Source organism: Methanopyrus sp., from assembly GCF_053997775.1.
On record NZ_JBMXXF010000057.1, the window covers coordinates 75827 to 92523 of the forward strand.

General features: G+C 67.6%; 16 protein-coding genes and 1 pseudogene. 10 read left to right on the plus strand and 7 right to left on the minus strand.

What is annotated here, in order from left to right; genetic code table 11:
* Nucleotides 1-90 precede the first annotated feature (90 nt).
* The 3 genes from glnA (at nucleotide 91) to mtnA (ending at nucleotide 3584) form a co-directional block, all read left to right on the plus strand.
* Nucleotides 91-1473 carry a type I glutamate--ammonia ligase gene (glnA, locus tag ACXJJV_RS07400; RefSeq protein WP_456467538.1) on the plus strand — a complete coding sequence of 461 codons (1383 nt, stop codon included), beginning with the start codon at nucleotides 91-93 and terminating at the stop codon, nucleotides 1471-1473.
* Between the two features lie 39 nt (nucleotides 1474-1512).
* Nucleotides 1513-2496: a DUF128 domain-containing protein gene (locus ACXJJV_RS07405; RefSeq protein ID WP_456467539.1), complete on the plus strand. Its 984-nt coding sequence runs from the start codon at nucleotides 1513-1515 to the stop codon at nucleotides 2494-2496.
* 110 nt (nucleotides 2497-2606) lie between these two features.
* Nucleotides 2607-3584, plus strand: coding sequence for an S-methyl-5-thioribose-1-phosphate isomerase (gene mtnA, locus ACXJJV_RS07410; protein ID WP_456467540.1), 978 nt, complete (start codon nucleotides 2607-2609; stop codon nucleotides 3582-3584).
* A 162-nt stretch (nucleotides 3585-3746) separates the two neighbouring features.
* Here the strand turns inward: mtnA and ACXJJV_RS07415 are convergent, their stop codons facing one another.
* On the minus strand, nucleotides 3747-4265 hold the full coding sequence (locus ACXJJV_RS07415) for a hypothetical protein (RefSeq protein WP_456467541.1): 519 nt from the start codon (nucleotides 4263-4265) through the stop codon (nucleotides 3747-3749).
* A 109-nt stretch (nucleotides 4266-4374) separates the two neighbouring features.
* Nucleotides 4375-5190: a hypothetical protein gene (locus tag ACXJJV_RS07420; RefSeq protein ID WP_456467542.1), complete on the minus strand. Its 816-nt coding sequence runs from the start codon at nucleotides 5188-5190 to the stop codon at nucleotides 4375-4377.
* Nucleotides 5191-5330: 140 nt separating this feature from the next.
* On the opposite strand from ACXJJV_RS07420, the pseudogene ACXJJV_RS07425 reads away from it, so the two are divergent.
* Together ACXJJV_RS07425 and ACXJJV_RS07430 are read left to right on the plus strand one after the other, a co-directional pair.
* Nucleotides 5331-5654: pseudogene (locus ACXJJV_RS07425) on the plus strand (nickel-dependent hydrogenase large subunit); the annotation flags it as partial.
* 5 nt (nucleotides 5655-5659) lie between these two features.
* Entirely contained in the window at nucleotides 5660-7633 is a 1974-nt protein-coding gene (locus tag ACXJJV_RS07430; RefSeq protein WP_456467543.1) for a 4Fe-4S binding protein, read from the plus strand.
* On the opposite strand, the gene ACXJJV_RS07435 is transcribed toward ACXJJV_RS07430, so the two are convergent.
* Genes ACXJJV_RS07435 through ACXJJV_RS07450 form a run of 4 tightly spaced genes read right to left on the minus strand, consistent with a single transcriptional unit; the run spans nucleotide 7630 to nucleotide 9999 of the window.
* Entirely contained in the window at nucleotides 7630-8457 is an 828-nt protein-coding gene (locus tag ACXJJV_RS07435; protein ID WP_456467544.1) for an NAD(P)H-hydrate dehydratase, read from the minus strand. The two genes, ACXJJV_RS07430 and ACXJJV_RS07435, sit on opposite strands and share 4 nt — an antisense overlap.
* Nucleotides 8458-9042, minus strand: a complete 585-nt coding sequence (locus ACXJJV_RS07440) for a putative Se/S carrier protein (RefSeq protein WP_456467563.1) — start codon at nucleotides 9040-9042, stop codon at nucleotides 8458-8460.
* Nucleotides 9043-9054: 12 nt separating this feature from the next.
* On the minus strand, nucleotides 9055-9528 hold the full coding sequence (locus ACXJJV_RS07445; protein WP_456467545.1) for a YeeE/YedE thiosulfate transporter family protein: 474 nt from the start codon (nucleotides 9526-9528) through the stop codon (nucleotides 9055-9057).
* Nucleotides 9529-9540: 12 nt separating this feature from the next.
* Nucleotides 9541-9999 carry a YeeE/YedE thiosulfate transporter family protein gene (locus tag ACXJJV_RS07450; RefSeq protein WP_456467546.1) on the minus strand — a complete coding sequence of 153 codons (459 nt, stop codon included), beginning with the start codon at nucleotides 9997-9999 and terminating at the stop codon, nucleotides 9541-9543.
* Nucleotides 10000-10218: 219 nt separating this feature from the next.
* Between ACXJJV_RS07450 and ACXJJV_RS07455 the strand changes: the two genes are divergently transcribed.
* Nucleotides 10219-11523, plus strand: coding sequence for a formylmethanofuran dehydrogenase subunit B (locus ACXJJV_RS07455; protein WP_456467547.1), 1305 nt, complete (start codon nucleotides 10219-10221; stop codon nucleotides 11521-11523).
* Here the strand turns inward: ACXJJV_RS07455 and ACXJJV_RS07460 are convergent, their stop codons facing one another.
* Nucleotides 11524-12792, minus strand: coding sequence for an FIST signal transduction protein (locus tag ACXJJV_RS07460; protein ID WP_456467548.1), 1269 nt, complete (start codon nucleotides 12790-12792; stop codon nucleotides 11524-11526).
* A gap of 109 nt (nucleotides 12793-12901) precedes the next feature.
* Between ACXJJV_RS07460 and ACXJJV_RS07465 the strand changes: the two genes are divergently transcribed.
* The 4 genes from ACXJJV_RS07465 to ACXJJV_RS07480 form a co-directional block, all read left to right on the plus strand.
* Nucleotides 12902-13834, plus strand: coding sequence for a hypothetical protein (locus tag ACXJJV_RS07465; protein WP_456467549.1), 933 nt, complete (start codon nucleotides 12902-12904; stop codon nucleotides 13832-13834).
* A gap of 7 nt (nucleotides 13835-13841) precedes the next feature.
* The gene (gene cbiD / locus ACXJJV_RS07470; protein WP_456467550.1) at nucleotides 13842-15038 is read left to right on the plus strand and encodes a cobalt-precorrin-5B (C(1))-methyltransferase CbiD; all 1197 of its coding nucleotides are present in this window, start codon (nucleotides 13842-13844) and stop codon (nucleotides 15036-15038) included.
* A gap of 113 nt (nucleotides 15039-15151) precedes the next feature.
* Nucleotides 15152-15697 carry a hypothetical protein gene (locus ACXJJV_RS07475; RefSeq protein WP_456467551.1) on the plus strand — a complete coding sequence of 182 codons (546 nt, stop codon included), beginning with the start codon at nucleotides 15152-15154 and terminating at the stop codon, nucleotides 15695-15697.
* Between the two features lie 4 nt (nucleotides 15698-15701).
* Nucleotides 15702-16697 (plus strand): metal-dependent hydrolase (locus ACXJJV_RS07480; protein WP_456467552.1); only part of this gene is annotated, 996 nt, incomplete at its 3' end.

The following is a 16697-nucleotide window of genomic DNA, read 5'->3' on the forward strand; positions in this document are numbered from 1 at the left end:
CGGTCGGGTTCCGCAACGGTTATAATACCAAGGGGCGCGCCGTGCTGGGAATCCGGTTACCGGAAGGAATTCTCCGGGGTGCGCCCCGGCATGGGTCGCGAGGTTTACACGATGGACTTCCGGGAGCGGCGGCGCGAGAACGAGGAGCGGTTGGAGGAGATCCGGCGGGAGATCGAGCGGCGCGACGTGAAGTTCATCCGGCTGCAGTTCGTCGACATCCACGGGTTCGTGAAGAACTTCGCGATCCCGGCCGAGCACGTGGAGGAGGCGTTCGCGGAGGGCGTGCTCTTCGACGGGTCGTCCATCGAGGGCTTCGTGAGCATCGAGGAGTCGGACATGATCGCCCTGCCGGACCCGGACACGTTCGCGATCCTGCCCTGGCGGCCGCGGGAGGGCAAGGTGGCGCGCGTGATCTGCGACGTGTACTGGCCGGAGGGGAAGCCGTTCGAGGGCTGCCCGCGCCTGAACCTGAAGCGCGTGATGAACGAGCTGGCCGAGGACGGGTACGTGATGTACTGCGGCCCGGAGTGCGAGTTCTACCTGCTGAAGCAGGACCCGGAGACGGGGGACGTGGAGCCGCACGACGAGGGCGGGTACTTCGACTTCTACCCGCTGGACCGGGCCGAGGACATCCGTCGGGAGATCATCTTCGCGATGGAGGAGTTCGGGCTGGAGGTGGAGATGAGCCACCACGAGGTGGGGCCGGGCCAGCACGAGATCGACTTCAAGTTCGCGGACGCGGTCGCGTCCGCGGACAACGTGATCTCGTTCAAGCAGATCGTGAAGGCGATCGCCCGGCGGCACGGTGTGATCGCCACGTTCATGCCGAAGCCCCTCTACGGGGAGAACGGGAACGGGATGCACGTGCACCAGTCCCTGTGGGACCCGCGCACCGAGGAGAACCTGTTCTACGACCCGGACGCGGAGGACCAGTACTACCTGTCCGACGAGGCCCTGTACTACATCGGGGGCCTGATGGAGCACGCGCACGCGCTCTGCGCGATCTGCAACCCGCTGGTGAACTCGTACAAGCGGCTGGTCCCGGGCTACGAGGCGCCCGTGTACATCGCGTGGAGCCCGAAGAACCGGAGCGCGTTCATCCGCGTGCCGGCCGCGCGAGGGAAGGCGACCCGGATCGAGTACCGCTCCCCGGACCCCGCGTGCAACCCGTACCTGGCCTTCGCGGCGATGGCCGTGGCGGGCGTGGACGGGATCAAGCGGGAGATCGACCCGGGCGAGCCGGTGAACGAGAACCTGTACGAGATGAGCAAGCGGGAGCGGGAGGAGCTCGGCATCCGAACGCTCCCGGAGAACCTGAAGGAGGCGCTGGAGGCGTTCGAGGAGGACGAGGTCGTGCAGCGGGCGTTCACCGACCACCTCGTCGAGCGGTGGCTCGAGGTCAAGTGGGAGGAGTGGAAGCAGTACCGGGAGCGCGTCACCAAGTGGGAGGTCCGGAAGTTCATCGTGTACTAGCCCCGCCGCCCCCCGCCAATTGTTACGGGGGATGTAACGATGAGGGAGCTCGACGTGCTCATCCTCCGCCTCCTCGCCGAGGCCGACGAACCCCTCGGCTCCACCCGCCTCGCCGAGCTCCTCCGCGAGCGCTTCGGCCTCGAATACACGACCCGCACCATCCGCTACCGACTCCGACACCTCGAGGAGCAGGGCCTCATCGAGCGCGTCCGCCGCGGCGGCCGCTACGTCGGCGCCCGCCTCACCCCCAAGGGCGAACGCATGCTCAAGCTCGCCACCTCCCACGAGCGCTCCCGCATGTACCTCTCCATCCTCGAGGAGATGGCCTACCGCTGCACCTTCGACCCCGAACGCGGCCAGGGCACCGTCGTGTGCAACGTCACCGTCCTCCACCGCGACCACCTCGACGACCTCATCGACGCCGTCGTCGAGACCTACCGCGCCGGCCTCGCCCCCAGCCCGCTCATCGCCATCGAGGAGGAGCCCCCCACCCCCGACATCCCCGTCCGCCGGAACGAGCTCGTCGTCCTCACCGTCTGCACCGTCACCATCGACGGCGTCCTCCTCAACCACGGCATCCCCACCCACCCCGTCTGCGGCGGCCTCCTGTACTACGAGGACCGCGAGCCCATCGGCTTCCAGGAGTACATCCGGTACGAGGGCACCACCATCGACCCCCTCCACGCCTTCGTCACCCAACGCATGACCAGCGTCGAGGACATCCTCGACGAGGGCGCCGGCCTCCTCCCCGCCAACGTCCGCTACGTCCCCTGGGCCGCCGCCGACGAGGTCGACCGCATCGAGACCCAGCTCAAGCGCGCCGACGTGCACGGAATCATCGACACCCCCCGCATCGAGGGCGAGATCCTCGGCCTCCCCCTCCCACCCCGCAGCCTCGGCATCGCCGCCTGCGGCGGCCTCGTCCCCATCGCCCTCCTCGAGGAGCGAGGGATCACCACCCGCACCTACCCCACCCGCGTCCTCCGCGACTACCGGGACCTACAAGACGCCCGACGCTACTGAACCCCTCGCCTCATAACCCGCTCCTCATCCCAACTCGGCCCACCCGCTCCGCTCATCGGGGCCGAGACCCCGAACCCACCACCCCTTAAACCGCCCGCGGGGGCCCACCCGTGACCACCTACGAGACCCTCACCCTCCGCGTCCACTGGGATGACGGTTACTTCGAGATCCTCGACCAGACCCGACTACCCGAGGAAGAAGTCTGGCGCGAGTGCCGCACCCACGAGGACGCGGCCGAGGCCATCGAGAACCTCCGCGTCCGCGGCGCCCCCCTCATCGGCGCCGTCGCCGCCCTCGGCGTCTGGGTCGCCCACGAACGCGGCGAGGACGTGCACCGCGCCATCGACCGCCTCCGCCGCACCCGCCCCACCGCCTACAACCTCTTCTGGGCCCTCAAACGCATGGAACGCGCCGACGACCCCCGCCGGGAGGCCGAGCGCATCCTCCGGGAGGACGCCGAAACGAACCGAAAGCTCGGCGACCACGGCGCCGACCTCCTACCCGACGAGTGCACCGTCCTCACCCACTGCAACGCCGGCGCCCTCGCCTGCGTCGACTGGGGCACCGCCCTCGGCGTCGTCCGCTCCGCCGTGTTCCACCAGGACAAGGACGTCCGCGTGATCGCCACCGAGACCCGGCCCGTCCAACAGGGCGCCCGGCTCACCTGCTGGGAGCTCACCCGCGACGGCATCCCCGTGACCCTCATCGCCGACACCGCCGTCGGGTACGTCCTCGCGAGCGGCGAGGTCGACGCCGTGATCGTCGGCGCCGACCGCATCGCCCTCGACGGCTCCGTCGCCAACAAGATCGGGACCTACCAGATCGCCGTCCTCGCCGACCGACACGACGTCCCCTTCTACGTCGCCGCCCCCACCAGCACCATCGACCCCGAGACCGAGACCGGCGACGACATCCCCATCGAGGAGCGCCCCGAGGACGAGGTCAAGACCGTCCAGGGCCGCCCCATCGCCCCCGAGGAGGTGAAGGCCCGCAACCCCGCCTTCGACGTGACCCCGCCCGAACTCATCGACGCGATCATCACCGAGCAGGGCGTCGTGAAGCCCGACGAGGTGGCCGACCTGGTGTAAGTTTCGCTCCCCTCGGGCGATCTAAGATCAGGACGAGAGGGGCTTCCTTGATCCCCCAACCCCCGAGGAACAGACGGGCCCGTCAGGGTACACGGCCCCGTTCCGCGGGTCGGGTCACGCCTGCGCTCGTGGCTCACCTGAGCCGAGACGCAAGTCGAGTATTCACCCCCACATCAGTAACCCTCCCCATACCAGCAGGCATGACACCGACACCATCGCCAGCTCACCCTTGGAGATTTCACGTGGTGGTAAATCCCCTTGTACTTCCCTCCAGTATTCGTTGATTCTCCTTTGCAACACCAGGAGCGGTACGCAGGACACCATCAACGCCACGACTGCGCCGAGCGCGTCCATCCGCGTCTCGGCGTGGAAAATCCCCAAGTTGCCAGCGAAGAAGAACCCGAACCACACCGGGTACAGGACCTTGATCGGGCACGGGTTGAGTCCGGCTTCCTCGAGTAACTCGTTGATCTCCGCGAACTGCTTCCATACCAGGTAGAGGTTGACGAACGGTACGAAAAGCCCGATCGTCCTAAGCACCACGTTAACGTCGCGGTCCAGGTACTCCTTGAAGTCCCTCCAGTTGCGGTAGAACCAGTAGAATTGGTAGTACCCTCCGGACGCGACCACGAACAGCGTGGTCCTTCCCAACGGTCGAACGTAGGAGCGACCGTCCGACAAACCGTGCACCCCCGCCTGCATGCGCCCGTGATGGAGAGACCGCCTGACGTCTAGCCAAATAGTTATAAGCACGCGGGTTCGGAAGGGCGGCGTACGACCCTCAGGAAAGCTACCCGGTTATTACGTACTCGAACATATCACATGATACAACTGATGCGTAGATCGCTACTACAGCTGTTACCAAATACACGATGATGGAGCCCGACTGTATTCTCGGTGAGCAAATGTACTTACGCCTGGAGAACCATATCCCTATCAGCAACGAATTCGTTAGTACTCCTAAGCTTATTGACACGGTTAGGATGTTGTAGTAATACTTGTGAGTCAATAACGTTTCAGTGTTGGTTAAATAAAATATCAGCGTGAACAGCGACACTATCATTCCCCCTACAAACACATTATAAAACCACATCATAAGAGTTACGTTAAAAGCTGAGTACACGCTGACATACTTGTACATATTGCAGATCTTCTTAATAATGCTGCGGTTTACTCTCTGCTTGGACTCGGCTATGAAATTAACACCTTGCCTCTTAAGTCTAAGGTACCACGCTAGCTTACCCAGAATACCCAAGAGACAGGAGTTTACGAATATCCAGGTGAGTAGGCTCGTCGATAAGTTCCGTACCCCAGGACACACTGTAGGGCTCTCCCAACCCTTTCCCAGGGCGACGGCAGAGAGTAGTGCTACGATGGGTAAACTTATCGGCGGGAAGTCGAAAATACCGTAATACCACACCACCTTCGTAGAGGAAAGCCTAACCCCAGTCTCCTTATCCAATCCACCGTAGGGACCTACCGTGCCCGATTCCATGGCTTCGTTCACGATCTTCCGTGCCTTCCTCCACTTAACAACAACTGTCACTATCGATACGGGCCACAACACTAGTGATGCAAAGAAAATGTAAGCGAGGGCGAGGGGCATTAGGTAGGCCTGATGGAGAAAGGACAATGGGCGTTTAGCCCCCTGTCAACCACAGGTTCGACGTGGCCGCTAGGATCGAGTTGGTGCTCCAGTTGAACGCGAAGTCGTAGTACCTCGCTATAATCTTGGAGGCAACGGTTGAGGGTGTGGGATGCGTCGAGGCGCCGCGCGGCACGCTGATTCACCACTTCAGGACGGACGAGGAGGGGAGGATCACGGAGGCGAACCTGATCGTGGCGACGGTGCAGAACAACCCGGCCATGGACCTGGGCGTGCGTCGGGTGGCGGAGGAGTACCTGGAGAGCCCCGAGGACGCGACTCCTGAGGTTCTTAACTATATGGAAATGGTGATCCGGGCCTACGATCCCTGCCTCTCCTGCGCCACGCACGCCCTGGGCGGTCGGCCTCGGCTCACGCTCGAGGTTCGCCGCGCGGGCGAGGTCGTAAGGGTCGTTCGGGGGTAGGCTGCTTGTCGGGGGAGGAGCCCCGGATCGGCGTGTACGTGTGCCACTGTGGAGTGAACATCGCGGGCGTGGTCGACGTTAAGGAGGTGGCGGAGTACGCGAGTCAGCTGGAGAACGTGGTCGTCGCGCGGGATTACAAGTACGTCTGCTCGGACCCGGGGCAGGAACTGATCCAGCGGGACATCGAGAAGTACGACCTGAACCGGGTGGTCGTCGCCGCCTGCTCGCCCCGGCTGCACGAGCCGACGTTCCGCCGGTGCGTGGAGGAGGCGGGGCTGAACCCCTACTGCCTGGAGATGGCGAACATCCGGGAGCACTGCTCCTGGGTGCACATGGACGACCCGGCCCGGGCGACGGAGAAGGCGAAGGACCTGGTCCGGATGGCGGTGGCCAAGGCGCGGGAGCTGGAGCCGCTCGAGGAAATAGAGGTGGAGGTGACGGACCGGGCGCTGGTTATCGGGGGCGGCGTGGCTGGGATCCAGGCCGCGCTCGACCTTGCGGACATGGGCTTCGAGGTTATCCTCGTCGAGAAGGAGCCGTCGATCGGCGGCCGGATGGCCCAGCTGGACAAGACGTTCCCGACCAACGACTGCTCCATCTGCATCCTGGCGCCGAAGATGGTGGACGTGTCCAAGCACCCGAACATCAGGCTGTACACGTACGCCGAAGTGGTCGAGGTGGGCGGCTACGTGGGCAATTTCACGGTGAAAATCAAGAAGAAGCCACGGTACGTGGACGAGGACGCGTGCACGGGCTGCGGCGCGTGCGCGGAGGTCTGCCCGATTGAGGTGCCCAACGAGTTCGACGAGGGCCTCGGAACGCGGAAGGCCATCTACAAGCCCTTCCCGCAGGCGGTCCCGTCGGTGTTCACGATCGACGAGGAGCACTGCATCCGGTGCGGCCTCTGCGCGGAGGTCTGCGAGGCCGGCGCCATCGACTTCGACCAGGAGCCGGAGATCATCGAGGAGGAAGTCGGCGCCATCATCTGCGCGATCGGCTACGACACGTGCGACCCGACCGAGCGGGAGGAGTACGGGTACGGCCGGTACGACAACGTGATCACCTCCCTCGAGCTCGAGCGGTTAATCAACGCGTCCGGCCCCACCGGCGGCAAGGTCGTCCGCCCGAGCGACGGCAAGAAGCCCAAGCGGATCGCGTTCATCCAGTGCGTCGGCTCCCGGGATCCGAATCGGACGAACCCGTACTGCTCCAACGTGTGCTGCATGTACGCGATGAAGCTGGCCCAGTTGCTCAAGGAGAAGTACCCGGACGTGCAGATCGACATTTACTACATGGACGTGCGGGCGTTCGGCAAGGGCTACGAGGAGTACTACGAGCGCTCGCAGAAGCAGTACGGAATCCGCTTCATCCGCGGCCGACCGGCTGAGGTCATCGAGGATCCAGCAACCAAGAACCTCATCGTGCGGGCCGAGGACACGCTCCTGGGCGAGGTGGTCGAGCGCGAGTACGACCTCGTGGTCCTCTCCGTCGGCATGGTGCCGCGCGACTCCGCGGACGAGATCCAGGAAATCCTGAGCATCTCCCGCTCACCGGACGGCTTCTTCATGGAGGCGCACCCGAAGCTGCGGCCCGTGGACACGGCCATCGACGGCATCTACCTCGCCGGCGCCTGCCAGGGCCCGAGGGACATCCCCACCTCCGTGGCCCAGGGGTCGGCGGCCGCGGCTCGCGCCGCCACGGCGCTCGCGGCCGGCAAGGTCACCGTCGAGCCGATCGTGTCGGAGGTTGACGAGGAGCGGTGCGGCGGCTGCGGCACGTGCGTGGAGCTCTGCCCGTACGGCGCCATCGAGCTGGTCGAGCGCGAGGACGGACGGCGCGTGGCAAGGGTCACGCCGGCCCTCTGCAAGGGCTGCGGCACCTGCGCCGCCGCGTGCCCCACCGGCGCGATGGAGCAGAACCACTTCAAGACCGACCAGCTGTACCGCCAGGTCGAGGGCGCGTTCAGGGACCCGGCCTAGCCCCGCCTCAACTCCTCCTTCAGGACCTCCGGGATCGCTTGAATCAGCTCCGACACCCGGGTGGCGGGGGTGACGCCGACCGCCTCGCCCAGCCTCCGGTTCGCCCGGCAGGCGATCGTGCACGCGTCCACCGTGTCCAGCCCGGCCGCGAGCAGCGCCGTGACCATCCCGGTCAGCGTGTCGCCGGTGCCGCCCACGCACTCCATCGCCGGAATCAGCGGCTCCTCGACGACCTCCACCACCTCCCCCTCCTCGACCACGTAGTCCAGCCGCCCCTCCACTACCAGGTACCGGGGCACCGTGCCCGCCTCGTACGCCCGCCGGGCCAGCTCCGGCGCCTCTTCCTCGTCCACCTCTGCCAGGAAGCCCCGGACGTAGGCCGGGTGGTGCGCCTCCTTGTCCGCTAGGAACGCCAGCTCGCCCGAGTCCGGGAGGAACAGGTGGAACCGGTCGCTCACCCCCGCCGCCTTGGCCCCGTACATTCCTCCCGCGTCCGCGACCGCTCGCTCCGGCACGTCGATGCGTCGGATCTCCTCGATCTTCGGCTTGATGTAGTGCAGCAACAGGACCTCCTCGTCCACCTCCCGCAGCCGCCGGCAGAGCTCCAGGCTGCCTGACCCGTCCCCGAGGTCCCCGGCCGTCAGGAACCGGGGCGGGTCCACCTCAAGCACCTCCGCCGCCTTCACCGACGCCGCAACGGCCGCCGCGGTGCCCATGCTCACGGGGATCTCCTTCCCGGCGACGATCAGCCGGCGTCCGCGCACCTCCGCGCGGCCCTCCGTCGCCTCTAGCCCCTCGACCGGCACGGTGCCCGCGATGAGCATCTACCCGCCCTCCTCCAGCGCCCGGCGGGCCCTCCGGACCGCCTTGTCCAGCGTGTACGCGCACAGCGTCCATCCCAGCCGGGCCGGCATGCGGTCCTCCTCCAGCTCCAGCACGTTCTCACCGATCAACTCCCGGGCGAGGTAGGGGACGTCCGGGCACCCGCCCCCGGACACGTTCACGATCGTCCCGTCCCGGTCCACGGTCACCTTCACGTTCCCGCACCGGACCATCAGGTACCCGTCGACCTCCTTCACCCGGGTGAACTCCAGCGGCCGCAGCGACGGGTCCTCCAGCGGAACCACCTTCAGCGGCTCGATCCCGGCCTCCTCCAGCGCCCGCCGCACGCCGGTCTCGTCCACGAGGTCGAACTCGATGGCCAGGTCGCAGCCCTCACGGACCTCCGGCGGAGGAGCCACCGTCTTGACCTCGAACCCGCGCTCCTTGAGCACCGACTCCGCCCGCATCGCGTCCCGGGCGTCCTCGAACAGGATCAGGCCGCGGCCGGGACTGCGGGCCCGCTCCCTCCCCTTTGACTCTCTCCCCTTGGTCAGCCTGGAGAGAAATGAGCGGAGGCGGGAGAAGATGCCTGGGACCCCCTACTTCGGCGGGCCGAAGAGCGGCACGATGCACGCGTGGTAGAAGACCGCGCCTGCGAACATCCCGAGCAGGTAGGCCATCGACGTAACGTTGCCCTCCGCCGCCATCACGTAGTTCCTGAACGGGCACCCGCCCGCCACGACCGAGAAGAAGCCGACGCCGATCCCGCCGATCACCGAGACCGCCGCGTGCGCCGCGAATCCAGGCTTCTTGCCGAGCACGTCGCCAGGGATCGCCGTCGCTCCCTTCGCGGCGAACCACGGGAAGCTCTGGATGGAGCCTGTCGCGGCGAACGCGGCGAGCCCCAGCACGGCCCCGATCAGGAACCCGAGGAGTCCCTTGAACAGCCACGTGTCCCTGAATAGGTACAGGTCGCGCATGCCGCCGATGAAGCACATCGCCGAGCGCTGGCCCAGGTACCCGATCACGATACCGAGCGCCAGCGAGCCGACCGCGTGCAGGTATTCTGCCATTCCTCGCACCCCCTAACCACGGCGCTTCAGGTAGAGCTCCACGCCCAGGATGACGCCGAGCCCGATCGAAAGGAGGCCGATGAGCGCCACCGGGTCACCGTACATCGTCCGCAGGCTCGTCCGGATCGGACACCCGCCCATGAAGAGTGCGAAGTTGATGACCAGGAAGCCCAAGACGAACCCGACCACCGGGTGGTGCGTACGGCGCACCCGGAACTCGCCGTGGGCGAGGGCCGCGATCAGCGCGCCGAGGAAGATTCCGACGACAGTCAAGACCGGGAACGGCTTCGATACGGGCGCCATCCCGAGCTGCGTGCCCGCGACGTGGTTTACGATCCAGTTCACCAGGTCCCGCGTGTGGCACGCGATGCAGATCCCGTACGCCGGCGGCGGGCACACCTTGAAGATCGCCTGGAGTACCGCCGCGGAGACGCCCGCCACGAATCCGGTCACGAGCGGCGGGATCCGCACCCCTATCACCCCCGCGGCCCGCTCGGGGCCGGGTTTATAGACCGTACTACTTCCGGAATCAAAACGCCATCGAAACACTTGATGAAAGCGCGCGCTTGAGATTTGATTACCCTATGAAAATTGGAGGGATCGTTGCCGCTCACGCCGCCTCATGAGCATTGAGTTCGAAAATTAGCAACGTAAAAGAGGCCGCTGCGCGGGGTCAGGTGAGGGCGGTCAATGGTTAGGAAAGTGGTGAAGAACGTGGTGTGTCCGTTCTGTGGTACGCTGTGTGACGACTTGGAAGTGGTTGTGGAGGACGGTGAGATCGTGGAGGTGCGGCACGCGTGCAGGATCGGTGCGGCGAAGTTCCTCACCGCGCAGGAGGAGGACCGGCCGACGGAGCCGATGATCCGGGAGAACGGTGAGTGGAGGAAGGTCGACTACGAGGACGCCGCGGAGGAGACCGCCCGGATCCTGGTGGAGGCGAAGTGGCCGCTCATGTACGGGTGGTCCTCGACCTTGTGCGAGGCTCACGAGGTCGGCATCGAGCTCGCGGAGAAGGTGGGTGCGGTGATCGATAACACGGCCTCCGTGTGCCATGGGCCGTCCACGCTCGCGCTCCAGGACGTGGGCGTGCCCAGCTGCACGCTGGGCGAGGTGAAGAACCGAGCGGACGTGATCGTCTACTGGGGCAGCAACCCGATGCACGCTCACCCGCGGCACATGAGCCGGTACACCACGTTCGCGCGCGGGTACTTCCGGCCTAAGGGCCGCCAGGACCGCACGATCATCGTCGTGGACCCGCGGAAGACCGCGACCGCCCGGCTAGCGGACGTGTACATCCAGGTGCGGCCGCACGAGGACTACGAGCTGATCAGCGCGCTCCGCGCGGCGGTGCACGGGGTCGAGATCGAGCGGGAGGAGGTCGCCGGCGTCCCGGTAGAGAAGATCTACGAGGTCGCGGACCTGCTCAAGGAGGCGAGCTTCGGCACGCTCTTCTGGGGCATGGGGCTCACCATGTCGCTGGGCCGCCACCGGAACGTCGACAACGCGATCTGCCTGGTCCGGGACCTGAACGAGCACTCGAAGTGGACGCTGGTGATGATGCGCGGGCACTACAACGTGACAGGGTTCAACGAGGTGCTCACCTGGACCACGGGCTACCCATTCGCGGTGGACTTCAGCCGGGGCTACCCCCGGTACAACCCTGGAGAGTTCTCCGCGGTGGACGTACTGGCGCGGGGCGAGGTGGACGCGGCGTTCATCATCGCAAGCGACCCGGGCGCGCACTTCCCGCAGCGGGCCGTGCGGCGGCTCGCGGAGATCCCCGTCGTGTGCGTGGATCCCGAGTGGACGCCGACGGCCGAGCTCGCGGACGTGTACGTGCCCACGGCGATCGCGGGCATCGAGTGGGAGGGTACGGCCTACCGCATGGACGTGGTGCCGATTCGAATGCGGAAGGTGGTAGACCCGCCGGAGGGGCTGCTCAACGACGTAGAGTTCCTGGGAATGGTGCTGGAGCGGGTGGACGAGCTGCTCTAGCTACCGGCCCAGCAGCTCGTTGCCGATGACGAAGACCGAGACGGTCTGGTTCAGGTGGGCCAGCGTACCGCTCTCCGTGTTCCCGATCTCCCCGTAGCAGTTGAACCCGATGATGGGCACGTCCTCGCCGATCTCGCTCCGCAGGAGCTTGACGGCCCTATCCGTGCTCACGATCTCGTGCCGGGCCACGCAGTTGAACACGATCACGCCCGCAACCTCCTCGGGGTTACCCGCCGCCTGGATCGCGTTCTTGGCGGCCTCGCGGAACGAGGCCTCCAGGTCGCCCGGCTCCATGATCTCCAGGGTCACCCCCTCCGGGATCTTGTTCAGCGCGGTGATCGACCCCTCCGCCGGGTCCGCCTCCACGCTCGTCCGCAGCACGTACTCCCCGTGCGGCGTGGGCAGCTGGATCCCGAACGGGTAGGTGAACAGGGTCTCCGTGGTCACCTCCTCCGGCTCCATCCCCAGCGCGTCCGCGTAAACCTCCAGGGCCGGCTCCCCGTCCAGCTCCAGGATCCGCGTCCCCTCCACCTTCGTCACCCGGAACTGGTGCCCCGTGGGCTCGAACCCGTGGTGGATCGCGTGCCCGCACTTCACCGACGTGAACCACACCCACGTGACCAGCGCGTCCGAGTACACCCGTCTGGCGTCGAACGCGTAGCACCGCTCGAGCCGCATGTCGTCACCCGTCAGCCCGCCGAGGATGACCGGGAGCGGGCCGCCCAGCTCCTGCATCACCCCGCGCAGCATGGCGGCCGTCGCCTCCTGATTCTCCAGGCAGCACAGCCCGTCCGGCATCAGGATCACGTGCGCCGGCGCCGCCCGGGCCAGGTCCATGTGATCCTGCGCCCGCACCAGTCCCGAGAGCGCGACCAGCGGGTTCGCCTCCACGCTCCGCACCGCCTCCGTGAGCCCGCTCCGACCCACCCGCTCCGGCTCCTCCGAGAGACCCTCCCGGATCGACAGACCCAGCGCCACGTGCCGGGTCAGCTCCATCGCCATCACGACCACCGAGCCCTCGTGGTACCCCTCCGCGGAGATCTCCCCCGAGGACGAGACCCCGAACATCAAGAACCGCTTCCCCAGGGGCACCCGCGCCCGGATCGCCCGCTTGAGCTCCCGCCGCACCTCGTCCGGATCGTTCGCCGTCGGCGAGAACACGCAGAACACCGCGTCGATCGACTCCAAGCCCCACTCCATCGCCTCCTCCAGCGCCTCCTCCGGGTCCCCGGACTCCGACACGCCCACACCGCAAGTCACGTACGACACCGTTCCGGGACCCCCAAGGGTTGATGGACCGAGTCCGGTTTAAGCAGTAAGCAGTCGGAAAATGAGCGGGCTTAAGTTTTAGGACGACCCGACGACGGGGGATGGCCGGATGCGGAACGCGATCCTGGGCGCGCTCCTGCTCCTCACCGCGCCCGGGATCGCACACGCCGACGCGTGGACCCCCGTCACCACCGTGCACCTCACCGAACGCACCGAGCTCCGAGCCCTCGACCCGAACACCGTCCAGGCCCACCTCACGGTCGAGTTGGAAGGGTACGGCCTCCAGGGCCGCACGCAGGCCACTGTCCACGTCCTACTCCCCGAGGACGCCGAGCTCCTGAGCGCCCGATGGACCCCAACGAACGGCGCGCCCACCGAGGTCCAGCCCACGACCGTCCAGACCGTGACCTGGCCGGGCACCGTCGACCAACTCGCGAGGACGTTCGCGGTCCTCCACTCCGGCTCCACCCCGTACCTGGACGCGCTCGACGCCCTGTTCCCGAACCACCAACCGATCCGCTGGCGACAGCTGACCTTCCTCCTCCCCGTCGAGGGGCACGGGCGGCACGGCGAGCCCCTGGGCACCCTCGAGCTCACCGCCTACCTACCCACGCACCGAAGCCCCCAGGGACTCCACTGCCTCGCCTGGCCCATCCCGGTGGCGATCAACCCCTTCTACAAGGTGCGCACCGACCGCGTGAGCGTCCTGTTCGCGGCCGTGTACGACCCGGAGGCGAGCCGCTGGCGCTGGATCATCCTCAACCCGGACCGGGGGTCCAGCGAGGTGCTCGCCGACATCGAGGGGGTCTCCCTCTACCTCCGGGTCGGTGAGGACGGGGTGGTCGTGGGTGCCCAACCCGCGGGCCAGCCACCCCGGCTCTCGCTCCCGTACGTGCCCGTGCTCCTCGTGCTCGAGGTCCCACCCTTCCCGGCCCCGCTACAGCGGGGCGAGCGCGCGGTCCCGCCCCGCCCACCCAGCGCGGGCACCGAGCCGCATCCGGCCCCGCTGATCCCGATCGTGCCGATCCGTCGACGGAGGTGACGCCGGCGTGGAGCGCGACCCCATCCGCCGCATCCCCATCGACCCCCACCTCGTCCGCCGGGAGCTGGGCGTCGACCTCCCCACCGCCCGCTACCTCATCCGCACCGGCCTCGTGACCACCGAGGGAGCCCGCGTCCTCCGCCGCGGTCCCACCACCGGCACCTGCGCGACCGCCGCCGCCAAGGCCGCCGCCATCCGCCTCCTCGAGGGGCGCGCGGTATCCACCGTCCGCGTCCGCCTCCCCATCGGCGCGATCATCGGCGTCCGAGCGCGCCTGATCGAGGAGGACCCGCCCACCGCCGAGGTCCGCAAGCCCGGGAACGACGACCGCGTGGACGCGACCGCCGGCGCCCGCATCCGCGCCCGCGTGGAACCCCTCGAGGAACCGCGCGTCGAGATCCGGGCGGGCCCGGGCGTCGGGCGGCTCCCGGACGGGAGGCCGGCGATCTCCGAGGCGGCGAGGGCGCAGATCCGGGAGAACCTGGCCTACCTGGTCGAGCGGTACGGGACGGGACTCCGCGTTACGATCAGCGTGGTGGACGGCGAGAGGCTGGCCGAGCGGACGCTGGCCCACCGGCACGGGATCACCGGCGGGATCTCGATCCTGGGGACCAAGGGCCTTGTCGACCCCAACTCGGAGGAGGCGATCGAGGGCACCATCCGCCACGACCTCCGCTACGTCGAGAACGTTCCCTGCCTCGTCACCGGCTACCGCACCCTCCGCGTCGCCACCGAGGAGCTCGGCCTCCCCGAGACCGACGTGGTCAACTGCCAGGGCCGCTACGACCTCGCCCTCCCCCTCCTCAAGGAGGGCGTCCCCACCGACGACGGCACCCGCCGCTTCGACCGCGTCCTCATCCTCGGCATGCCCGGCAAGCTCCTCAAGCTCGCCGCCGGCGTGTACAACACCCACGCCCGCGTCGCCGACGCCCGGTACGAGTCCCTCCTCGCCCGCCTCCTGGAGACCGGCCACCTCAAGGACGCCCAACGCCTCGCCCAACGCGGCCCCGGCACCATGGTCGCCAAGTTCCTCCGCACCCTCGACCCGGACACCCGCCGCGACGTCCTCCAACGCACCTGCGAGCTGATCGAACGCCGCGTCCAAGAGGACCACGACCTCCGGTGCGGGTGCGCCGCCTACCTGAAGACCGACGACGGGATCGAGGTCGTGACCGGCCCCGAATGGCGCCGCCTCGCGCCGTAACCCCACCGCTTCCCCACGCGACGAGGGCGTTTCCAACCCGAACGAAGGGAACGCCCCGCGCCCGAACCCGAGCCCCGAAAACCCGCGGGGACCGGCCCACCCGGCCGGGCCCCGTGCACGACCGAATACCGCCCGAACTGCGCGAACTCCTCAACCGCCTCGAACCGGGCCTCTACACCGCCAGCGCCCGCATCGAGGGACTCCCCGAGCACGACCTCCTCAGCGACGCCCTCCGCGACGCGCTGGGACGCTCCAGCCGCGCCACCTACCGCGACCTCGTGGACCGCTACCTGGAAACCGTCAACGCACCCCTCGTCCTCCAAGCCTCCGACGCCTTCCAACTCAACCAACACGCCCTCCGCGCCCTCCAACGACTCGCCGAACACGTCCCCGTCCTCATCCTCAACCGTGGACACCTCCCCACCGACCACCGCGACCTAACCCGCGAGCTCGCCGAGATCCCCGGCGCCCACGTGGACGCCGTCTTCGACCACGGAGACACCGTCACCCTCGTCCGCGACCCCCAAACCCTCCTCCGCGCCCTCGCCACCGCCGGCATCGCCCTCATGATCCTCCGCGCGACCACCGACAACACCGCCGACTTCTGGGTCCTCACCACCCTCGGACTCGCCGGCCTCGCCGCCTCCAAACTGGGGTGAACGCATGCGAGCCAGAACCCACATCCTCCTCACCTACCTCCTCACCGCCCCCACCCTCGGCCTCCACCACGCCACCATCACCGCCCTCGCCACCATCCTCCCCGACCTCGACCACCCCCACTCCCTCGCCGCCTCCCTCCTCCACCCACTCGAACTCCTCACCCGCCGAAACCTCCGCCACGCCCTAACCCAACGACTCCGACACCGCGGCCCCCTCCACTGCCCCTGGCCCTGGGCCGCCCTCGCCCACACCCTCTGGACGACCGGCCACCCCCACGCCGCCCTCCTCCCCCTCGGCGCCCTCCTCCACTGCCTCGAAGACGCCCTCACCACCATGGGCGTCCCCATCGCCTGGCACCGAAAAAACGGCGAATGGCGCTCCATCCGCCTCTCCCTCGCCCGCATCCCCTCCAACCACTGGGACACCCTCCTCCCACCCCTCGCCCTCGCCATCACCTGGACCACCCTCCTCCTCAACCCCACCGAACTGTACCAACTCCACCCCACCCCTACCCTCGAACGCACGTACTGGCACGCCCGCGCCACCCTACTCCAACCCTTCCTCCACACACCCGAAAGCCTGAACCAGGAAGCCCTCCGCGTCACCGACCACGACCGCCTACCCCACCTCCGAGCCACCCTCCGCTACGACCACGGAACGCGCGAAGTGACCGGCCTCTGGACCCCCACCGGCTGGATGCACGGCGACGACGGACGCTGGTACCCACCCCCGGACCACGGGCTGCGCGTCCTCGAACTCTCCTACCCAAAGGCCCGCTACCGAGTGACCACCACCCATCGCTGGCCCCCACCCCGAAACGCGCTCACCCTGCGCGCCCTCCTCGCCTACGAGCGCCTAACGCCCGAGGAGCTCGAGCGCACCGCCAGACGCGCCGTCCTCCTCGGACTCACCATCCGCCACGAAGACCACCGCACCGGCCGCCTCCTCCTCGAGGGAAGATGGATCACCGGCGCCGCGCTGTCACGCCTCCCAAGGCCC

Excerpts from the sequence above, each read along its gene's own strand:
- ACXJJV_RS07435 (WP_456467544.1), bottom strand. The coding sequence starts at position 8,457 with ATGCTCATCGCGGGCACCGTGCCGGTCGAGGGGCTAGAGGCGACGGAG.
- ACXJJV_RS07445 (WP_456467545.1), bottom strand. The coding sequence starts at position 9,528 with ATGGCAGAATACCTGCACGCGGTCGGCTCGCTGGCGCTCGGTATCGTG.
- ACXJJV_RS07455 (WP_456467547.1), top strand. The coding sequence starts at position 10,219 with ATGGTTAGGAAAGTGGTGAAGAACGTGGTGTGTCCGTTCTGTGGTACG.
- glnA (WP_456467538.1), top strand. The coding sequence starts at position 91 with ATGGGTCGCGAGGTTTACACGATGGACTTCCGGGAGCGGCGGCGCGAG.
- ACXJJV_RS07405 (WP_456467539.1), top strand. The coding sequence starts at position 1,513 with ATGAGGGAGCTCGACGTGCTCATCCTCCGCCTCCTCGCCGAGGCCGAC.
- ACXJJV_RS07465 (WP_456467549.1), top strand. The coding sequence starts at position 12,902 with ATGCGGAACGCGATCCTGGGCGCGCTCCTGCTCCTCACCGCGCCCGGG.
- ACXJJV_RS07420 (WP_456467542.1), bottom strand. The coding sequence starts at position 5,190 with ATGCCCCTCGCCCTCGCTTACATTTTCTTTGCATCACTAGTGTTGTGG.